14 protein-coding genes and 2 pseudogenes are annotated in these 16,656 nt (G+C 73.3%); 8 read left to right on the top strand and 8 right to left on the bottom strand.

From position 1 onward, the window contains the following. Window positions 1-380, bottom strand: a 380-nt coding sequence (locus C3489_RS16645; protein ID WP_146075326.1) for an adenosylcobinamide-GDP ribazoletransferase, incomplete at its 3' end; no start/stop codon positions are given. A 70-nt stretch (window positions 381-450) separates the two neighbouring features. Here C3489_RS16645 and C3489_RS16650 point away from each other — a divergent pair. Then, window positions 451-1,215, top strand: coding sequence for a hypothetical protein (locus tag C3489_RS16650; RefSeq protein WP_103782618.1), 765 nt, complete (start codon window positions 451-453; stop codon window positions 1,213-1,215). Here C3489_RS16650 and C3489_RS38695 read toward each other — a convergent pair. From C3489_RS38695 to cobT, 3 genes and pseudogenes are all read right to left on the bottom strand, one after another. Further along, the gene (locus C3489_RS38695; protein ID WP_181139701.1) at window positions 1,113-1,859 is read right to left on the bottom strand and encodes a hypothetical protein; all 747 of its coding nucleotides are present in this window, start codon (window positions 1,857-1,859) and stop codon (window positions 1,113-1,115) included. The genes C3489_RS16650 and C3489_RS38695 overlap by 103 nt on opposite strands. Before the next feature lie 19 nt (window positions 1,860-1,878). After that, window positions 1,879-3,611: pseudogene (locus C3489_RS16660) on the bottom strand (phosphatidylglycerol lysyltransferase domain-containing protein). 64 nt (window positions 3,612-3,675) lie between these two features. Next, the gene (gene cobT, locus C3489_RS16665) at window positions 3,676-4,767 is read right to left on the bottom strand and encodes a nicotinate-nucleotide--dimethylbenzimidazole phosphoribosyltransferase (RefSeq protein WP_103782619.1); all 1,092 of its coding nucleotides are present in this window, start codon (window positions 4,765-4,767) and stop codon (window positions 3,676-3,678) included. Window positions 4,768-4,915: 148 nt separating this feature from the next. Here cobT and C3489_RS16670 point away from each other — a divergent pair, with 148 nt between their 5' ends. Continuing rightward, window positions 4,916-5,473: a class I SAM-dependent methyltransferase gene (locus C3489_RS16670; protein WP_258054719.1), complete on the top strand. Its 558-nt coding sequence runs from the start codon at window positions 4,916-4,918 to the stop codon at window positions 5,471-5,473. A 6-nt stretch (window positions 5,474-5,479) separates the two neighbouring features. Here the strand turns inward: C3489_RS16670 and C3489_RS16675 are convergent. Then, a pseudogene (locus C3489_RS16675) lies at window positions 5,480-6,687 on the bottom strand (bifunctional adenosylcobinamide kinase/adenosylcobinamide-phosphate guanylyltransferase). Window positions 6,688-6,961: 274 nt separating this feature from the next. Here C3489_RS16675 and C3489_RS16680 point away from each other — a divergent pair. Beyond that, window positions 6,962-7,174 (top strand): hypothetical protein, encoded by a 213-nt coding sequence (locus C3489_RS16680; RefSeq protein WP_103782621.1) that lies wholly within the window; start codon window positions 6,962-6,964, stop codon window positions 7,172-7,174. Between the two features lie 40 nt (window positions 7,175-7,214). Here the strand turns inward: C3489_RS16680 and C3489_RS16685 are convergent, their stop codons facing one another. The 3 genes from C3489_RS16685 to C3489_RS16695 all read right to left on the bottom strand — a co-directional run bounded on the left by C3489_RS16685 (window position 7,215) and on the right by C3489_RS16695 (window position 9,810). Then, a complete protein-coding gene (locus tag C3489_RS16685) occupies window positions 7,215-8,297 on the bottom strand; it encodes a S1C family serine protease (protein ID WP_103782622.1) in 1,083 nt (360 codons plus the stop codon). A 62-nt stretch (window positions 8,298-8,359) separates the two neighbouring features. Further along, window positions 8,360-9,097 (bottom strand): bifunctional 2-polyprenyl-6-hydroxyphenol methylase/3-demethylubiquinol 3-O-methyltransferase UbiG, encoded by a 738-nt coding sequence (locus tag C3489_RS16690; protein ID WP_103782623.1) that lies wholly within the window; start codon window positions 9,095-9,097, stop codon window positions 8,360-8,362. Between the two features lie 83 nt (window positions 9,098-9,180). Beyond that, a complete protein-coding gene (locus C3489_RS16695) occupies window positions 9,181-9,810 on the bottom strand; it encodes a DUF3043 domain-containing protein (RefSeq protein ID WP_181139702.1) in 630 nt (209 codons plus the stop codon). A gap of 245 nt (window positions 9,811-10,055) precedes the next feature. On the opposite strand from C3489_RS16695, the gene C3489_RS16700 reads away from it, so the two are divergent. The 5 genes from C3489_RS16700 to C3489_RS16720 all read left to right on the top strand — a co-directional run bounded on the left by C3489_RS16700 (window position 10,056) and on the right by C3489_RS16720 (window position 16,593). Continuing rightward, window positions 10,056-10,850, top strand: a complete 795-nt coding sequence (locus C3489_RS16700; RefSeq protein ID WP_103782625.1) for a PspA/IM30 family protein — start codon at window positions 10,056-10,058, stop codon at window positions 10,848-10,850. Between the two features lie 47 nt (window positions 10,851-10,897). Continuing rightward, a complete protein-coding gene (locus C3489_RS16705) occupies window positions 10,898-11,176 on the top strand; it encodes a hypothetical protein (RefSeq protein WP_103782696.1) in 279 nt (92 codons plus the stop codon). 264 nt (window positions 11,177-11,440) lie between these two features. Beyond that, on the top strand, window positions 11,441-12,673 hold the full coding sequence (locus tag C3489_RS16710; protein ID WP_103782626.1) for a sensor histidine kinase: 1,233 nt from the start codon (window positions 11,441-11,443) through the stop codon (window positions 12,671-12,673). Next, a complete protein-coding gene (locus tag C3489_RS16715; protein WP_103782627.1) occupies window positions 12,670-13,353 on the top strand; it encodes a response regulator transcription factor in 684 nt (227 codons plus the stop codon). Before C3489_RS16710 ends, C3489_RS16715 begins: the two co-directional genes overlap by 4 nt. A 138-nt stretch (window positions 13,354-13,491) precedes the next feature. Beyond that, the gene (locus C3489_RS16720) at window positions 13,492-16,593 is read left to right on the top strand and encodes an efflux RND transporter permease subunit (RefSeq protein WP_103782628.1); all 3,102 of its coding nucleotides are present in this window, start codon (window positions 13,492-13,494) and stop codon (window positions 16,591-16,593) included. Window positions 16,594-16,656 lie beyond the last annotated feature (63 nt).

Below are 16,656 nucleotides of genomic sequence, written 5' to 3' on the forward strand. Positions count from 1 at the left end.
GCGAGCAGCACGAACACCAGCGTCAGTACGCCGAACGGCCCGATGTCCGACTGCTTCATGATCCGCAGCGCGTCCTCGGCGGGCTTGCCGCTGCCCAGGCCGTCCGCGGTGTCCGCGAGCCCGTCCAGGTGCAGCCCCCGGGTGAGTACGGCGGGCACGGCCGCCGCGGCGACGCAGGCGAGCAGCGGGCCGGCGCCCAGGGCGAGCAGCGCGAGCGCGCAGCCGGCGGCCAGGGCGCCGACGACCAGACCGGCGAGCGGCGCGGCCAGCATGCCGCCGCGTGCGGCCCCGCGGTCCCAGCGGGTGACGGTGACCGGCAGGACGGTCAGGGTGCCGAAGGCGAACCGCAGGCCGTCGAGGGGGGAGGGGGTGGTGGGCACCGGCGCAGGCTACCCGGGGGCCGCCCGCGCACGGACGGCGGCCGGGAACGAGCGCGACTAAAGTGCGGATATGGGGCATTGGTGGATGCGCAACATCGTGGAGCCGGGCAAGCTCCCCCTGCTGCTCGCCCTCACCGCCTTCGTGCTGACCTTCCTGATCACCCGTCTCATCACCCGGCTGATCCGGGCCGGCAAGGGCCCCTTCGGCAACGTCAAGGCCGGCGGGGTGCACGTCCACCACGTCGTCCCCGGGGTGGTGCTCACCGTCGCCGGCGGCTTCGGCGCGGTGGCGAGCGGGCGGCACGGCTTCGGCGCCTACCTGTGCGCGGTCCTCTTCGGCATGGGCGCCGGGCTCGTCCTGGACGAGTTCGCGCTGATCCTGCACCTGGACGACGTCTACTGGAGCGAGGCGGGCCGCAAGAGCGTCGAACTCGTCGTGTTCACCGCCGCGCTGGTCGGGCTGCTCCTGATCGGCTTCTCCCCCTTCGGCGTCAACGACCTCAGCCAGGAGGAGCTGCAGGACCGGGGCCAGGTCATCCTGACCGTCGCGGTGAACTTCCTCTTCTCCCTGATCGCCCTCACCAAAGGCAAGGCCCGCATGGCCGTCTTCGGGGTGATCATCCCCTTCATCGCGCTGGTCGGCGCCGTACGCCTGGCCCGGCCCGGCTCGCTGTGGGCCAAGCGCTTCTACCGTCGCCGCCCCCGCGCCCGCGCCAAGGCCGGGCTGCGTGCCTACCGCCACGACCGCCGCTGGTCCCGGCCCCGCCGTGCCCTGCAGGACTGGCTCGGCGGCAAACCGGACCCCGAGCCGACCCGGGCCGTCGAACGCCGGTGACGGCGCCGGGCCTGCGCCACCGCGCACACCACCACGACCCCGGCGAGCGCGGCCAGGTGCTCCTTGCCGGCCAGGTTCTCCTTCACCAGCACCTCGGCGATCATCGACACGGTCACCGCGCCGGCCGTGACGTAGGCCCCGTAGCGCCAGGCCACGTACACGGCGAGGCACACCACGGCCGCGGACGGGCCGGTGTCGACGACCTGGGCGTCGGAGGCGGGCAGCCCGAGCGGGGCGTGCGGGCCGAGCGCGATGCCGAGGCGGGCGTAGAGGGTGCCGGCGAGCGTCGCGGCGTAGGCGATGACCAGGGTCCGCCACCGGCCCAGGCACAGCTCGGCGATGCCGAAGACGAGCAGGATCTGGGCCAGCGCACCCCATACGGGAAGGTCGAGCGCGGGCACGTACAGGGACAGGGGGGTGCGCAGCAGGGCCAGCCAGAGGGGGTCCTCGGCGCGCACGGCGCCGACGTCCTGCACGAAGCCGAAGCCCCAGGGCTGGTTCTGCACGAACTGGAGCACACCCGTCAGGCACACCGCGGTCAGCGTCATCGGAACCGCCCGCCAGCGCCGCTTGAGCAGCGGCTCGCGCACGGTGACGTACAGCAGTCCCCATTCGGCGCGGGCCCAGCGGGCGAGGGTCTTCATCTACGGGTCTCCCCATGCGTCATCTGCGGCTCTCCAACTGCGAACGGTGCAGCCACTTCGGCAGCCCCGGCGCTTCCAGGAACCCCTCCGCCCGCGCGGCGGCGATGCCGATGCGGGGCAGGTCCGCGCTCTTCTCGAAGAGCAGGAAGCGGGGCTCCCAGATGGGCCGGTACTTGGCGTTGGCGCGGTAGAGCGACTCGATCTGCCACCACCGTGAGAAGAAGCTGAGCAGCGACCGCCACAGCCTCAGCACCGGCCCGGCGCCGAGGCGTGCGCCACGTTCGAAGACCGAGCGGAACATCGCGAAGTTGAGCGAGACCTGCGTGACGCCGATCTCGCGGGCCCGCCGCAGCAGCTCGATGACCATGAACTCCATCAGCCCGTTGTCGGAGTCGCGGTCCCGGCGCATCAGGTCCAGGGAGAGTCCGTGCGGGCCCCACGGCACGAACGACAGCAGCGCCCGCAGCCGCCCTGCGGCGTCATGGCACTCCAGCATCACGCACCGGCCGTCGTCGCCGTCCCCGAGCCGGCCCAGCGCCATGCTGAACCCCCGCTCGGTGGCCCCGTCCGCCAGTCGTCGGCCCGCCGCACGAGGTAGGTCATCTCGTCCGCGGGGATGTCCTCGTGCCGCCGGATGCGCACGGTGTATCCGGCCCGCCGCACCCGGTTGCAGGCCTGCCGCACCGTCCGCATGGCCCGGCCCTCCAGCGTGAACTCGGCGACCTCCACCACCGCCTCGTCACCGAGCTCCAGCGCGTCCAGGCCGTGCCGGGCGTACACGGTCCCGGCCTCCTCGCTCGCCCCCATCACCGCCGGGATCCAGCCGTGCGCCCGGGCCTGCGCCAGCCACGGCTCGATCGCCCCCGGCCAGGCCTCCGGGTCGCCCAGCGGATCACCGGAGGCCAGCGCCACCCCGCCGACCACCCGGTAGGCGACGGCCGCCTTCCCGGTCGGCGACCACAGCACGCTCTTCTCCCGGCGCAGCGCGAAGTAGCCGAGCGAGTCCCGCTCCCCGTGCCGCTCCAGCAGCTCCCGCAGCCGCTTCTCGTCGTCGGCGGTGAGCGGGTCGACGGCCCGCCGGGAGCGGAAGGCCGCGTACAGGACGGCGAGCACCAGCGCCGTACTCATGACGTTGACCGTCACGTCGACCCAGGTCGGCGTGGACAGACCGGGGAAGCGGGAGTCGTCCGCGGCGACCGAGACCAGCCGCAGCGTGCCGTACCACCAGCGCGAGGCGAACGTCGAACGACCGGCGTCCGCCGCCTGGTTGGTGACCGTCACCAGCAGCGCGGCCAGCAGCGAGGCGGCCACCGTGCCGCCGGCGGCGACCGCGGCGGCGAGCTTCGGGTTGGACCGGTCGCCCTTGGCGTAGAACTCCCGCCGGCCGGCCAGCAGCGCCCCGACGAAGGCCGCGGTCAGGGCCAGGGACACCCAGTTCTGCGCGGAGCGACGGATCTCCGGGACCACCATGACCAGCGCGAACAGCGCGAGGAACGCCCCGCTGAGCACCAGGTTCAGGATCCAGGCGGCCCGTTTGCGCCGCCGCATGGTGACGGCCAGGAACGCGGTGAAGACACCCGACGCGAACCCGGCCGTCAGCAGATAGGGGGTGAAGAGGTTCTCCTGGTTGTGCCGCCGCACGTCCTGTCCGAGGGAGACCCACACCGCGCTCAGGAAGTTGACGAAGGCGACGGCGCGCAGATACCAGACGGCGAAGGCGGCGGACCGGTGTGAGATGCGGCTCTCTCCCATGACGGGGGATCATATGGCCGCGGTTGCGATGAACCGCCCCATTTGCCCCCGCCCGGGGTGGTCGCTACTCCTCGACGAGCTCGTCCGCCGCGGCGCCCTCGTCGACCTTGTCGTCCCGCTCCGGCAGCTCCGCCGCCAGCGCGGCCGCGGCCTGCACCAGCGGCAGCGCCAGCAGCCCGCCGACGCCCTCGCCGACCCGCACGCCCTGGTCCAGCAGCGGCTCCAGCGCCATCCGGTCCAGCGCCTTGGCCTGCCCCGGCTCCCCGCCGGTGTGCCCCGCCAGCCACCAGTCCGGCGCCCGGAACGCGATCCGCTGGGCGACCAGCGCGCAGGCCGCGCCCACCACGCCGTCCAGGATCACCGGCATCTTGCGCACCGCGCACTGCAGCAGGAAGCCCGTCATCGCGGTGAGGTCGGCGCCGCCCACCGTGGCCAGCAGCTGCAACTGGTCGCCCAGCACCGGCCGGGCCCGGCGCAGCGCGTCCCGGATGGCCGCGCACTTGCGCATCCACGCCAGGTCGTCGATGGCCACCCCGCCCCGGCCGGTCACCACGGACGCGTCGGTCCCGCACAGCGCCGCCACCAGCACCCCGGCCGCGGTGGTCCCGCCGACGCTGATGTCACCGAGCACGACGAGATCCGTGCCGGAGTCGGCCTCCTCATCGGCCACCGCGACACCGGCGTGGAAGGCGGCCTCCGCCTCCCGCAGGGTGAGCGCGTCCTCGACGTCGATCCGGCCGCTGCCGCGCCGCACCCGGTGCCGTACGACGTCCGCGGGCAGCGTGTCCGGGTCGCAGTCCAGCGCCATGTCCACCACCCGCACCGGGACGCCGAGCCGCCGGGCCAGCACCGACACCGGCCGGGCCCCCTCCAGCACGTCCCGCACCAGCTCGGTGGCGCTGCCCGCCGGGCGTGCCGACACGCCCAGTTCCGCGATCCCGTGGTCGCCGGCGAACAGCACCGCCTTCGGGTGTTCGACCGGCCGCACCGGCACGGCGCCCTGCGCCGCGGCCAGCCACTCACCCAGCTCGTCCAGGCGTCCCAGCGCTCCGGGCGGCACGATCTGACGCTCGCGGCGGGCCTCCGCGTCGCGGCGCACCCCGCCGTCGGGGCGCTCGATGAGATCGGTGAAGTCGTCGAGATTAAGCGAGCTCATTCGCCGAACAGTACCGGCACCCCTCGAACAGCTCCGCGCCACGCCATGACCGCACGGGCACGGCGTCGTTGCACCCCGGATCACCGTCCCGTACGTTCCGCTTTGCACGGATTGTCGTTCGGGAGCCGCCATGCCGACCGTTCCGCCCATGCCGACCCTTCCGCCCACGCCGCTGCAGCCGCCCGCGCCCCGCGCGGACTGCCCGTGGTGCGGCTCGGCGCTGCTGGCGGGCCGGCGCCGTATGCGGGCCCTGGCCCGCCGGATGTCACGCCTGCTGGAGGAGCCGGAGAGCTGGCTGGACGCCGGGACCGGCGACGCCGCGTTCCCGGACGCGGCCCGCGCGTTCTTCCCCTACACGTCCTTCGACGGCGTCGACCCCACCCCCCGGGTGCTGTGGGCGAGGGCGGCGGAACGCGTCGAGGAGGCCCACGTCGGCCACCTCACCGACACCGGCCTCACCGACCGCTACGACGTCGTGACCCTGCTCCACCACCTGGAGCACAGCCCGGACCCCCGCTCCGAACTGACGGCGGCCCTGCGGGCACTGCGCCCCGGCGGCCACCTGGTCCTGCGGCTGCACACCGGGAACAGCCCGTTCAGCGCCGCCGACGTCCACACGGAACTGCAGGACCGGGGCTGCACGCTCCTGACGAGGAGACCCAACGGCTGGTGGCCCCTGCAGCGGATCGTCGCCAGGAAGAACTGACCGGGCTCACCCCCGCAGCACCAGCGCCTGCCCCGCCACCACCAGCAGCACCTGCTCGCACTCGCCGGCGACCGCCGCGTTCAGCCGGCCCAGCTCGTCCCGGTAGCGCCGCCCCGACGCCGTCGCCGGTACCACCCCGGAGCCCACCTCGTTGGACACCAGCACGACCGTCCGCCGGGCCGCCCGCACCGCCTCCGCCAGCGCCGCCACCCGCTCCCGCAGGGCCCGCGCGCCCCCGCCCGCCCACGTCTCGTCGTCCCACGCCCCGACGGAGTCCATCGCGTCGGCCAGCCACAGCGACAGACAGTCGATCAGCACCGGCTCACCCTCCTGAGCCAGCAGCGGCACCAGGTCGACCGTCTCCACCGTCCGCCACGACCCCGGCCGCCGCTCCCGGTGCAGGGCCACCCGCGCAGCCCAGTCCGGGTCGCCGTCCCGTACGCCGCCCGTCGCCACGTACAGCACGTCCGGGAAGGCCTCCAACCGCCGCTCGGCCTCCACCGACTTGCCCGACCGGGCCCCGCCCAGCACCAGCGTGCGCCGCGGTACTCGGGCACGTCCTCGTACGCCCCGACCGCCAGCGTCGCCCCGTCCGGCACCGCCCGCGCACCCGCCGCCGCGAGCCGCCGCCGCAGCTCACCGCCCTGCGGCACATCGTGGTCGAGATGGACGGCGACGACGTCCGTGGTCGGCCCCACCGCCCCCACCGCGCGCAGCCGCGCCAGCGCGTCCGGCCGCCCCACCACGTCCGCCAGCACCATGTCGTACGGCGCCGCCTCCGCCGAGCCCGCCTCCAGCCCGGCCGGCGCACAGCCCGGCGGCAGGTACAGCAGCCGCTGCCCGTCCGGCCCGGTCACCGCGTACCCCGTGCCCGGGGTGTCCATCGCCATCGCCCGCACCCGATGGCCCGTCAGCAGCGCCAGCTCACGGCCGTCCGGCACGCGCCCCGGCTGCGGCAGCCCGGCCGGCACCTCCACCGGCGGCCCGTCGTGCGGATGCGACAGCAGCACCTGCCGCACCCCGGCCAGCGAATGCCCGGCCCGGGCCGCCGCGAACGCCGCGCCCGGCGTCAGGTCGAGCAGCAGCGTCCCGTCGACCAGCGCCGCGGTCGCCGCCCGCGCGTGCTCGCCCAGCGAGGTCGCGCAGACCGCGCAGGGACAGTCGGGGCGGGGCAGTCCCGCGGGGGCACCGGTGCCGAGCAGAGTCACGTCCACGCACCGATTTTCCCAGGTCGCCACCTGTCTTGCGTGACGGAGACCCCCAGGGACGCGGGGCTGTGTCGAATGGCGGCTCCGCCGCGGTGGAGGTCCCCCCTGTTCGAGCGAAGCCGAGAACCCGGGGGAGCGACCCGCCCACGACAAGCCGCACTTCGACCGATCACCTGAAGGCCTCTTGGCGGCTCACCCAGCGGAGCGAATACGCTGCGGGCAGGAGCCGGACCATGATCCGGTGTCCGCTGGAGCAGCAACTCACACCCGGGAGGCGTACATGGCGGCATGGACGTGGCGGTTCGAGAAGGCCGACGGGACGGAGGTCCAGCCCGCGGTGCAGCCCGAGGAGTTCACCACCCAGGGGGACGCCGAGTCCTGGATCGGGGAGAACTGGAAGGCGCTGCTGGAGGGCGGCGCGGACCAGGTGCGGCTGTTCGAGGACGCCACGGAGATCTACGGCCCGATGAACCTGCACGCCGACGAGTCGTAGCCGGGCCGGGGGCGGTCACCGCCGGCCGGGAGCCGCCCCCTCACTGCTCGCCCAGGGTCACGCCCACCGTCCTGGAGCCGCCGCCCCGCGCGAACGTCACCGTCGTCCGCTGACCCGGCCGGTCCGCGGCCAGCGCCTCGGACAGCGAGGTGACGGTGGTGATGGGGGTGTCGCCCAGCTTGGTGATGACGTCCCCGGGTTCGAGGCCGGCCTTGTCGGCCGCGCCGCCGCTCTTGACGTCGACCACCACGGCCCCGGCGGGCTGGAAACTGTCGTCGACGAACGTGCGGGCGGTGATGCCCAGGGCCGCCCGGCCCGAGTCGGTCACCTTGCCGCTCCTGACGATCTGGCCGGCGATCGTCTTCACCATGGACGCGGGGATCGCGAAGCCGATGCCGGGCGCCGAACTGCCGCCCAGCTGCGGGTCGGTGGCGGCCAGCGTCGGGATGCCGATGACCTGCCCGTCCAGATTCACCAGCGCGCCCCCGCTGTTGCCCGGGTTGATGTCCGCCGACGTCTGCACCATGTTGCCGATGGTGGCGCCCGTACCGCCGCCCGAGCGGCCCTCGGTGACGGTCCGTCCGGTCGCCGAGACGATGCCCTGCGTCACGCTGGACGACAGCCCCAGCGGCGACCCCATCGCGAGCACGATCTGGCCGACCTCGACCTTCGCCGAGTCGCCGAACGTCGCGGCCCTCAGCCCGGCCGGCACCTTGTCCAGCTTGATGACGGCGAGGTCCTGCTCGGGGTACGAGGACACCAGGCTCGCGCTCAGCGGCTCCTGGCTGTTGGCCGTCGTGACCTGGAACGTCTTCTCGTCGCCGACCACGTGCGCGTTGGTGACGATGTGTCCCCTGCCGTCGTACACCACACCCGAGCCGAGGTCGTTGCTCGCCTGGATCTGCACCACCGACGGCAGCACGTCCTTGATCACCCGCAGGTAGTCGGCCTCCAGGTCGGCTCCCGCCCGGGCGGGAGCCGCGGGCTGCGCGGCCTGGGCCGTGGCCGCCTGACGCTCACCCGAGGACGCGGCGGCGGAGCAGCCGGAGAGCAGGACGGCGCCGCAGGCGCAGACGGCGACGACGGACCGGAGACGGGCGGCAGCGGCACGGGAAGCGTCCATGGGCCGAGTCTCACGCCCGGGTGACGGCCCGGCCCGCGCTGCTCACCCGAACGGGTAGGGCCTCAGCCCCGCACCCCGCACAGGTGCAGCAGGGCCGCGACGCCCCGGTAGGGGTCCGTGCGGCCGGCCCGCTCCTCCACCGCCAGCAGCATCCCGAGGTCGGCGGGCGGCTCGGCGCACTCCAGCGCCGTGTCGCAGAAGACCCGCACCCCGTACCAGCTCTGCAGGGGGGCGCCGATCCCGGCCAGGGTCGCCGTCAGCTGCGCCAGCCGGTCGGCGCGCGGCTCCGTGCCGACCCGGACCGGGCCGCCCCCGTCCGAGTCCGTCCGGGCATGCGGGAGGTGGGCGGTCGTGTCGAACGCGGCCAGCGCGCCCGCCCAGTCGCCGCACAGACCGGGCCGCATCGCCGGCGCGTCGCCGTTGCGCACCAGCAGCGACAGCAGCCCGCCCGGCGCGAGCATCCGGGCCAGCCCCGCCAGCAGCGGATCGGGCTCTTCGACGTGCATCAGCACGCCGTGGCACAGCACCACGTCGAAGCTGCCCGGCAGGAAGTGCACCCCGGTGTCCCGGCCGTCGCCCTCGATGATCCGCATCCGCTCCCGGATGCCCTCCGGCTCACCGTCGAGCGCCTGCCGGGCCGCCGCGATCAGCACACGGTCCTGCTCCAGACCGGTCACCTTGTGCCCGGCCCGGGCCAGCCGCAGCGCCTGCGTGCCCCGGCCCATCCCCACGTCGAGCACCCGCAGCCGCTGCCCGATGGGGAACCGTCCGGCTATCTGCTCGTCCAGCTGCCGCGCCACCAGCTCCAGGCGGACGACGTCGAGCAGCCCCTCCGGCTCGCTCGGCCGGGCCTCGGCCGCGCCCTCGGTGAAAGGCGTCGTGCTCAGGGCCGCTCTCCGCGCTTGACCTGCGGCTTGGGCAGCCGGAGCCGGCGCATCTGCAGGGAGCGCATCAGGGCGTAGGCGACCGCGCCGCGCTTGTTGTCGTCGGGGAAGCGCTCGGCGAGCCGCTTCTTCAGCCGGAAGCCCGTGACGATCGAGTCGAGCACGATGAGCACGATCACCACCAGCCACAGCAGCAGCGCGATGCTCTGCAGGGCACCCACCCGGACCATGCTCAGCACGAGGATGACCACGGCCATCGGGAGGAAGAACTCCGCGATGTTGAAGCGGGAGTCGATGAAGTCACGCGCGAAGCGGCGCACCGGGCCCTTGTCCCGGGGCGGCAGATAGCGCTCGTCGCCGCTGGCCAGCGCCTGGCGCTGGCGCTCCAGCGCGACGCGGCGCTCCTCGCGCTGCCGCTTGGCGGCCTCCTTGCGCGAGGTCGGGGTGGTGGCGACGCTGCGGCGCTGGGACTGGGCCTCACTCCGCTTGGGAGTGGGCCTGCCCTTGGGGGCCTGCGGGTCGCGGGGCTGCTTGGAGAGGTTCACCGGCGCCTGGTCGGCGACGGGGGCCTTCTCTTCCTTGGCACGGCTACGGAACACAAAATCCAAGGGTAAGGGCATGACCGGCATGGACCCCAGTCCGGTGGGGAACGATCCGGCAACACCAGTCGTCTGTAGAAGGACAGAAGGGGCACCGTGGGGCGCGCGGTGCGGGGTCTCCCCTCCTCCTCTCGCCGGAGCGGAGCCGTACGCAGTCGTCCTTGGGGAGGAGCGCATCCGTCCCCGAACAGTGCGTCAATGGAGGCAGGGCCCGTACTGTGGGTCTTGTCGCAGAGCTGGAGCCGGAGTCCGTCAGAAGGGGGCGCGCGAAGCCCATGAGCGGTGTCATGAAGCGTATGGGGATGATCTTCCGCGCGAAGGCGAACAAGGCCCTTGACCGGGCCGAGGACCCGCGCGAGACCCTCGACTACTCGTACCAGAAGCAGCTGGAGCTGCTGCAGAAGGTCCGCCGCGGCGTCGCCGACGTGGCCACCTCGCGCAAGCGGCTGGAGCTCCAGCTCAACCAGCTGCAGCAGCAGTCCGCCAAGCTGGAGGACCAGGGCCGCAAGGCGCTCGCGCTGGGCCGCGAGGACCTCGCCCGCGAGGCGCTGTCCCGCAAGGCCGCGCTCCAGCAGCAGGTGACGGACCTCGAAACGCAGCACGCCACGCTCCAGGGCGAGGAGGAGAAGCTCACCCTGGCGGCCCAGCGGCTGCAGGCCAAGGTCGACGCCTTCCGCACCAAGAAGGAGACGATCAAGGCGACCTACACCGCCGCCCAGGCCCAGACCCGGATCGGTGAGGCGTTCTCCGGCATCTCCGAGGAGATGGGCGACGTCGGCCTGGCCATCCAGCGCGCCGAGGACAAGACCGCGCAGCTGCAGGCCCGGGCCGGGGCGCTGGACGAGCTGCTCGCCTCCGGTGCCCTGGACGACCCCTCCGGCATGCACAAGGACGACCTCCAGGCCGAGCTGGACCGGCTCTCCGGTGGTACGGATGTAGAGCTGGAACTGCAGCGCATGAAGGCCGAGCTGGCCGGCGGCCCCACGGACCGCCAGGCGATCGAGGGCGGCAACGGCCAGGCGCAGCCCCAGCAGCAGCCGCAGGACACCCCGCGCTTCGACAAGCAGTAGCCGACTGCCGCCGCGAGCGCCGAGAGCCGGAGGGCGAGATGGCCGACATGATCGTACGGATCATGGGTGAGGGGCAGGTGAGGCTGGCGGACAGCCACCTCACCGAACTCAACAAGCTGGACGACGAGCTCCTGGCCGAGATGGAGAACGGCGACGGGCCCGGCTTCCGCCGCACCCTGACGGCCCTGCTGACCAAGGTGCGCGAACTGGGCACCCCGCTGCCCGACGACTCCCTGGAGCCGTCGGACCTGATCCTGCCCGCCCCCGAGGCAACACTGGAAGAGGTCCGAGAACTCCTCAGCGACGACGGCCTCATCCCGGGCTGAGCCCGGTCACCGGCCCGAGCCGCGAGCAGCCGTTCCCCCAAGCCGCGGGCAGTCGTGCCTCCCCCAAGCCGCGGGCAGCCGTCCCCCCAGCCGCGGGCAGTCGTGCCGCTGGGGCGGCACGGGTGGGCGCGGGCGGCAACCCGTCAGCGCCGGGCCGCGCGTCCCACCCCCGGGCCACCGCGGTACCGAGCGCTGTCGTCATACCGCTCCCGCCGGACGGCACCCCGTCCCACCCAGCCCCCCGACGCCGTACCGTAATCAGGCGTGAGCACCCCCCGTACCCTCGTCCGCGCCCGATGCCGGCTCAAGGCGCACCCCGCCGCGTTCGACGCGGCGCTCGCCGCCGGGGTGCTGGTCTGCATGGTCGCCGGGTCCTTCGTGGACCCGCACGGTGAGAACGGCGTCACCTGGGGCGTGCGCAGCCCCGACCCGCTCAGCCTGCTCCTCATGGCGATCGGCGCCGCAGCGCTCGTGCTGCGCCGCCGCGCCCCGATGCGGGTGCTGCTCGTCACCGGCACCGTCTCCGTCGTCGAGTGCGTCACCGGCGACCCGCGCGCCCCCGTGGCGATGTCCGCCGTGATCGCCCTGTACACCGTGGCCTCGACGACCGACCGCCCCACCACCTGGCGGGTCGGTCTGCTGACGATGACCGTGCTGACCGGCGCGGCGATGCTGGCCGGCCCGCTGCCCTGGTACGCGCAGGAGAACGTGGGCATCTTCGCCTGGACCGGCATGGCCGCGGCCGCGGGCGACGCCGTGCGCAGCCGCCGCGCCTTCGTGCACGCCATCCGCGAGCGCGCCGAGCGGGCGGAGCGCACCCGTGAGGAGGAGGCCCGCCGCCGCGTCGCCGAGGAACGGCTGCGCATCGCCCGCGATCTGCACGACGTCGTCGCCCACCACATCGCCCTGGTCAATGTGCAGGCGGGTGTGGCGGCGCACGTCATGGACAAGCGCCCGGACCAGGCCAAGGAGGCCCTCGCCCACGTCCGCGCGGCCAGCCGCAGCGCCCTGGACGAACTGCGCGCCACGGTCGGCCTGCTGCGCCAGTCCGGCGACCCCGCGGCGCCCACCGAGCCGGCGCCGGGCCTGGACCGCCTCGACGAACTCGCCGCCACGTTCCGCAACGCCGGCCTGCACGTGCTGCTCGCCCGCACCGACCAGGGCACCACACTGCCGGCCGCGGTGGGGCTCGCCGCCTACCGGGTCATCCAGGAGGCGCTGACGAACGTCCAGAAGCACGCCGGGTCCGGAGCGAAGGCCGAGGTGAGCGTGGTCCGGGTGGGCCCCCGCATCGAGATCACGGTGCTGGACGACGGCCCCGGCGCGGACACCGCCGCGCCCGCGTCCGGCGGCGGCCACGGCCTGCTGGGCATGCGGGAGCGCGTCACGGCCCTGGGCGGCACGCTGACGACCGGTCCCCGCTACGGGGGCGGCTTCAGGGTGCATGCGATCCTGCCGGTCGAGAGCCGTACCAGTGTTCCGGGGGAGACCGCATGACCATCCGCGTCCTGCTCGCCGACGACCAGGCGCTGCTCCGCAGCGCCTTCCGGGTGCTGGTCGACTCCGAACCGGACATGGAGGTCGTCGGGGAGGCGTCCGACGGCGCGCAGGCGGTGCGGCTGGCGAAGGACGAGCGCGCCGACGTCGTCCTGATGGACATCCGCATGCCCGGCACCGACGGGCTCGCCGCCACCCGCATGATCAGCGCCGACCCCGACCTGGCCGGCGTCCGCGTGGTGATCCTGACGACCTTCGAGGTCGACGACTACGTCGTGCAGGCGCTGCGGGCCGGCGCCTCCGGGTTCCTCGGCAAGGGCTCGGAGCCGGAGGAGCTGCTGAACGCCATCCGTCTGGCCGCCGACGGCGAGGCCCTGCTGTCCCCGGCCGCCACCAAGGGCCTGATCGCCCGCTTCCTCGCCCAGGGCGACCCGCACGACGGCGACCGGGACTCCGTGGACGCCGACCGCCTCGCCGCGCTCACCGTCCGCGAGCGCGAGGTGCTGGTGCAGGTGGCCGGCGGCCACTCCAACGACGAGATCGCCGAGCGCCTGGAGGTCAGCCCGCTGACCGTGAAGACGCACGTCAACCGCGCCATGGCCAAACTGGGCGCCCGCGATCGCGCCCAGCTCGTGGTGATCGCCTACGAGTCCGGGCTGGTACGTCCAAGGGTGGAGTGAACTCCACCCGGCCGTACTGCGCCCGGAGTATGCCCCGGATAAGGAACGGGACCTGCGGCTTACGGAACGGCACCCGCGCATGGCACAGGGTGAGAGGACCGCACTTCTGCCGCTCACCGAAGAAAGACCCTGAAGCCCATGTCCTGGCTGTCCCGATTCAGCCTCGCGCAGCGTGCCCTGATCGGCCTGATATCGATCGTCGCGCTCGTCTTCGGCGCGATCGCCGTCCCGCAGCTCAAACAGCAGCTGCTGCCCACCATCGAACTGCCGATGGTCTCCGTCATCGCCCCCTACCAGGGCGCCTCGCCCGACGTCGTGGAGAAGCAGGTCGTCGAGCCGATCGAGGCCCGCCTCGACGCCGTCGACGGCATCACCGGCGTCACCTCCAAGGCGAGCGAGGGCAACGCCGTGATCATGGCGTCCTTCGACTACGGCAACGACACCAAGCGCATCGTCGCCGACGTCCAGCAGGCCGTGAACCGGGCCCGCGTCCAGCTCCCGGACGACGTCGACCCGCAGGTCGTCGCCGGCTCCACCGACGACATGCCGACCGTCGTCCTCGCCGTCACCTCGGGCAAGGACCAGCAGGCCCTCGCCGACCAGCTCGATGCGTCCGTCGTCCCGAACCTGAAGGACATCGACGGCGTCGGCCAGGTCACCGTCAGCGGCGTGCGCGACCTCCAGGTCGCCGTCACCCCCGACGACGCCGAGCTGGCCGCGGCCGGTCTGACCACGCAGTCCCTCGCCCAGGCCCTCCAGGCGGGCGGCGCCACCCTGCCGGCCGGCGCCTTCGACGAGGGCGGCCACAACCGCACCGTCCAGGTCGGCGGCGGCTTCACCGGCATCGAGCAGATCCGGAACCTCACCATCCCCGCCCGGGACGGCCACAAGCCGGTCCGCCTCGGCGACGTCGCCACCGTGCGCCGGCAGGAGGCCCCGGCCGACTCCATCACCCGCACCGACGGCAGGCCCAGCCTCGCCGTGATGATCACGATGGACCACGACGGCAGCGCGGTGGCCATCTCGAACGCGGTCGAGGACAAGCTGCCCGAGCTGCGCGAGGACCTCGGCGAGGACGCGACGATCACCGTCGTCAGCGACCAGGGCCCGGCGGTGTCCAAGTCCATCTCCGGCCTGACCACCGAGGGCGCGCTCGGCCTGCTCTTCGCGGTCCTGGTGATCCTGGTCTTCCTCGCCTCGATCCGCTCGACACTGGTGACCGCGGTCAGCATCCCGCTGTCGGTCGTCCTCGCCCTGATCGTGCTGTGGACGCGGGACCTGTCCCTGAACATGCTCACCCTCGGCGCGCTGACCATCGCCATCGGCCGGGTCGTCGACGACTCGATCGTGGTCCTGGAGAACATCAAGCGCCACCTCGGCTACGGCGAGGAGCGCCAGGCCGCGATCCTGAACGCGGTGCGCGAGGTCGCCGGCGCGGTCACCTCCTCCACGCTCACCACGGTCGCCGTGTTCCTGCCGATCGGCCTGGTCGGCGGCATGGTGGGCGCCCTCTTCGGCTCGTTCAGCCTCACCGTGACCGCGGCCCTGCTGGCCTCGCTCGTCGTCTCGCTGACGGTCGTCCCCGTGCTGTCGTACTGGTTCCTGCGCGCCCCCAAGGGCACCCCCCACGACGCCGAGGAGGCCCGCCGCAAGGCCGAGGAGAAGGAGGCCAACAGCCGCCTGCAGCGCTTCTACGTCCCGGTGCTGCGCTTCGCCACCCGCCGCCGGCTGACCAGCGTGGCCATCGCGGTGGCGGTGCTGATCGCCACCTTCGCCATGGCGCCGCTGCTGAAGACGAACTTCTTCGACCAGGGCGACCAGAAGGTCCTCACCGTCAAGCAGAAGCTCGCGCCGGGCACCAGCCTGGCCGCGACCGACGCGCAGGCGAAGAAGGTCGAACGGCTGCTCGCCTCCACCGAGGGCGTCAAGGACTACCAGGTCACCGTCGGCTCCTCCGGCTTCATGGCGGCCTTCGGCGGCGGCACCGACACCAACCAGGCCTCCTACCAGGTCATGCTGGAGGACTCCGCGAGCTACGACGACGTCCAGGACCGCATCGAGGCCGGCCTGAAGAAGCTCGACGGCGTCGGCACCACCACCGTCTCCGCCGGTGACGGCTTCGGCAGCCAGGACCTGAGCGTGGTCGTGAAGGCCGCCGACGGTGACGTGCTGCGCACCGCGGCCGAGCAGGTCCGCACGAGCGTGGCCTCGCTGGACGACGTCACCGACGTCACCAGCGACCTCTCCCAGAGCGTGCCGCGCATCTCGGTGAAGGCGAACGCCAAGGCGGCCGCGGCCGGCTTCGACGACCAGACGCTCGGCGCGGCGGTCGCCCAGGCCGTGCGCGGCACCACGGCCGCCAAGGCGGTCCTGGACGACACCGAGCGCGACGTCGTCATCACGTCCGCCAAGCCGGCCCGGACCCTCGACGAGCTGCGCGACCTGCGCCTCGGCCCGGTGAAGCTCGGTGACATCGCCGACGTGAAGCTGGTCGACGGCCCCGTGTCGATGACCCGGATCGACGGTCAGCGGGCCGCGACCATCACCGCCAAGCCCACCGCCGACAACACCGGCGCGGTCAGCGCGGACCTCCAGTCCAAGATCAAGGCGCTGAAGCTCCCGGCGGGCGCGACGGCCGAGATCGGCGGTGTCACGCAGGACCAGGACGACGCGTTCAAGAACCTCGGCCTGGCCATGCTCGCCGCGATCGCGATCGTGTTCATGCTGCTGGTGGCGACCTTCCGCTCGCTGGCCCAGCCGCTGATCCTGCTGGTGTCCGTCCCGTTCGCGGCCACGGGCGCGATCGGCCTGCTGCTCGCCACCGGCACCCCGATGGGCGTCCCGGCGATGATCGGCATGCTGATGCTCATCGGCATCGTGGTGACGAACGCGATCGTCCTGATCGACCTGATCAACCAGTACCGCCGGCAGGGACACGGCGTGGTCGAAGCCGTGATCGAGGGTGGCCGCCACCGTCTGCGCCCCATCCTGATGACGGCCCTGGCGACGATCTTCGCCCTGCTCCCGATGGCCCTCGGCATCACCGGCGAGGGCGGCTTCATCGCCCAGCCGCTCGCCGTGGTCGTCATCGGCGGCCTGGTCACCTCCACCCTGCTGACCCTGCTCCTCGTCCCGACGCTCTACGCGATGCTGGAGCTGCGCAAGGAACGCCGGGCGAAGAAGCGCGCGGCCAAGCGGGAGGCGAAGGCGCGGCGGACGCCGCAACCCGCCGGGGTCTGACCCCGGACGGCCGCCGCGGCACCCCTGCCTATCCTGTGACCCTGAACTGCTCTACGGGGGAAG

Source organism: Streptomyces sp. Ru71, assembly GCF_002920535.1.
In the GTDB taxonomy this organism is placed as follows: domain Bacteria; phylum Actinomycetota; class Actinomycetes; order Streptomycetales; family Streptomycetaceae; genus Streptomyces.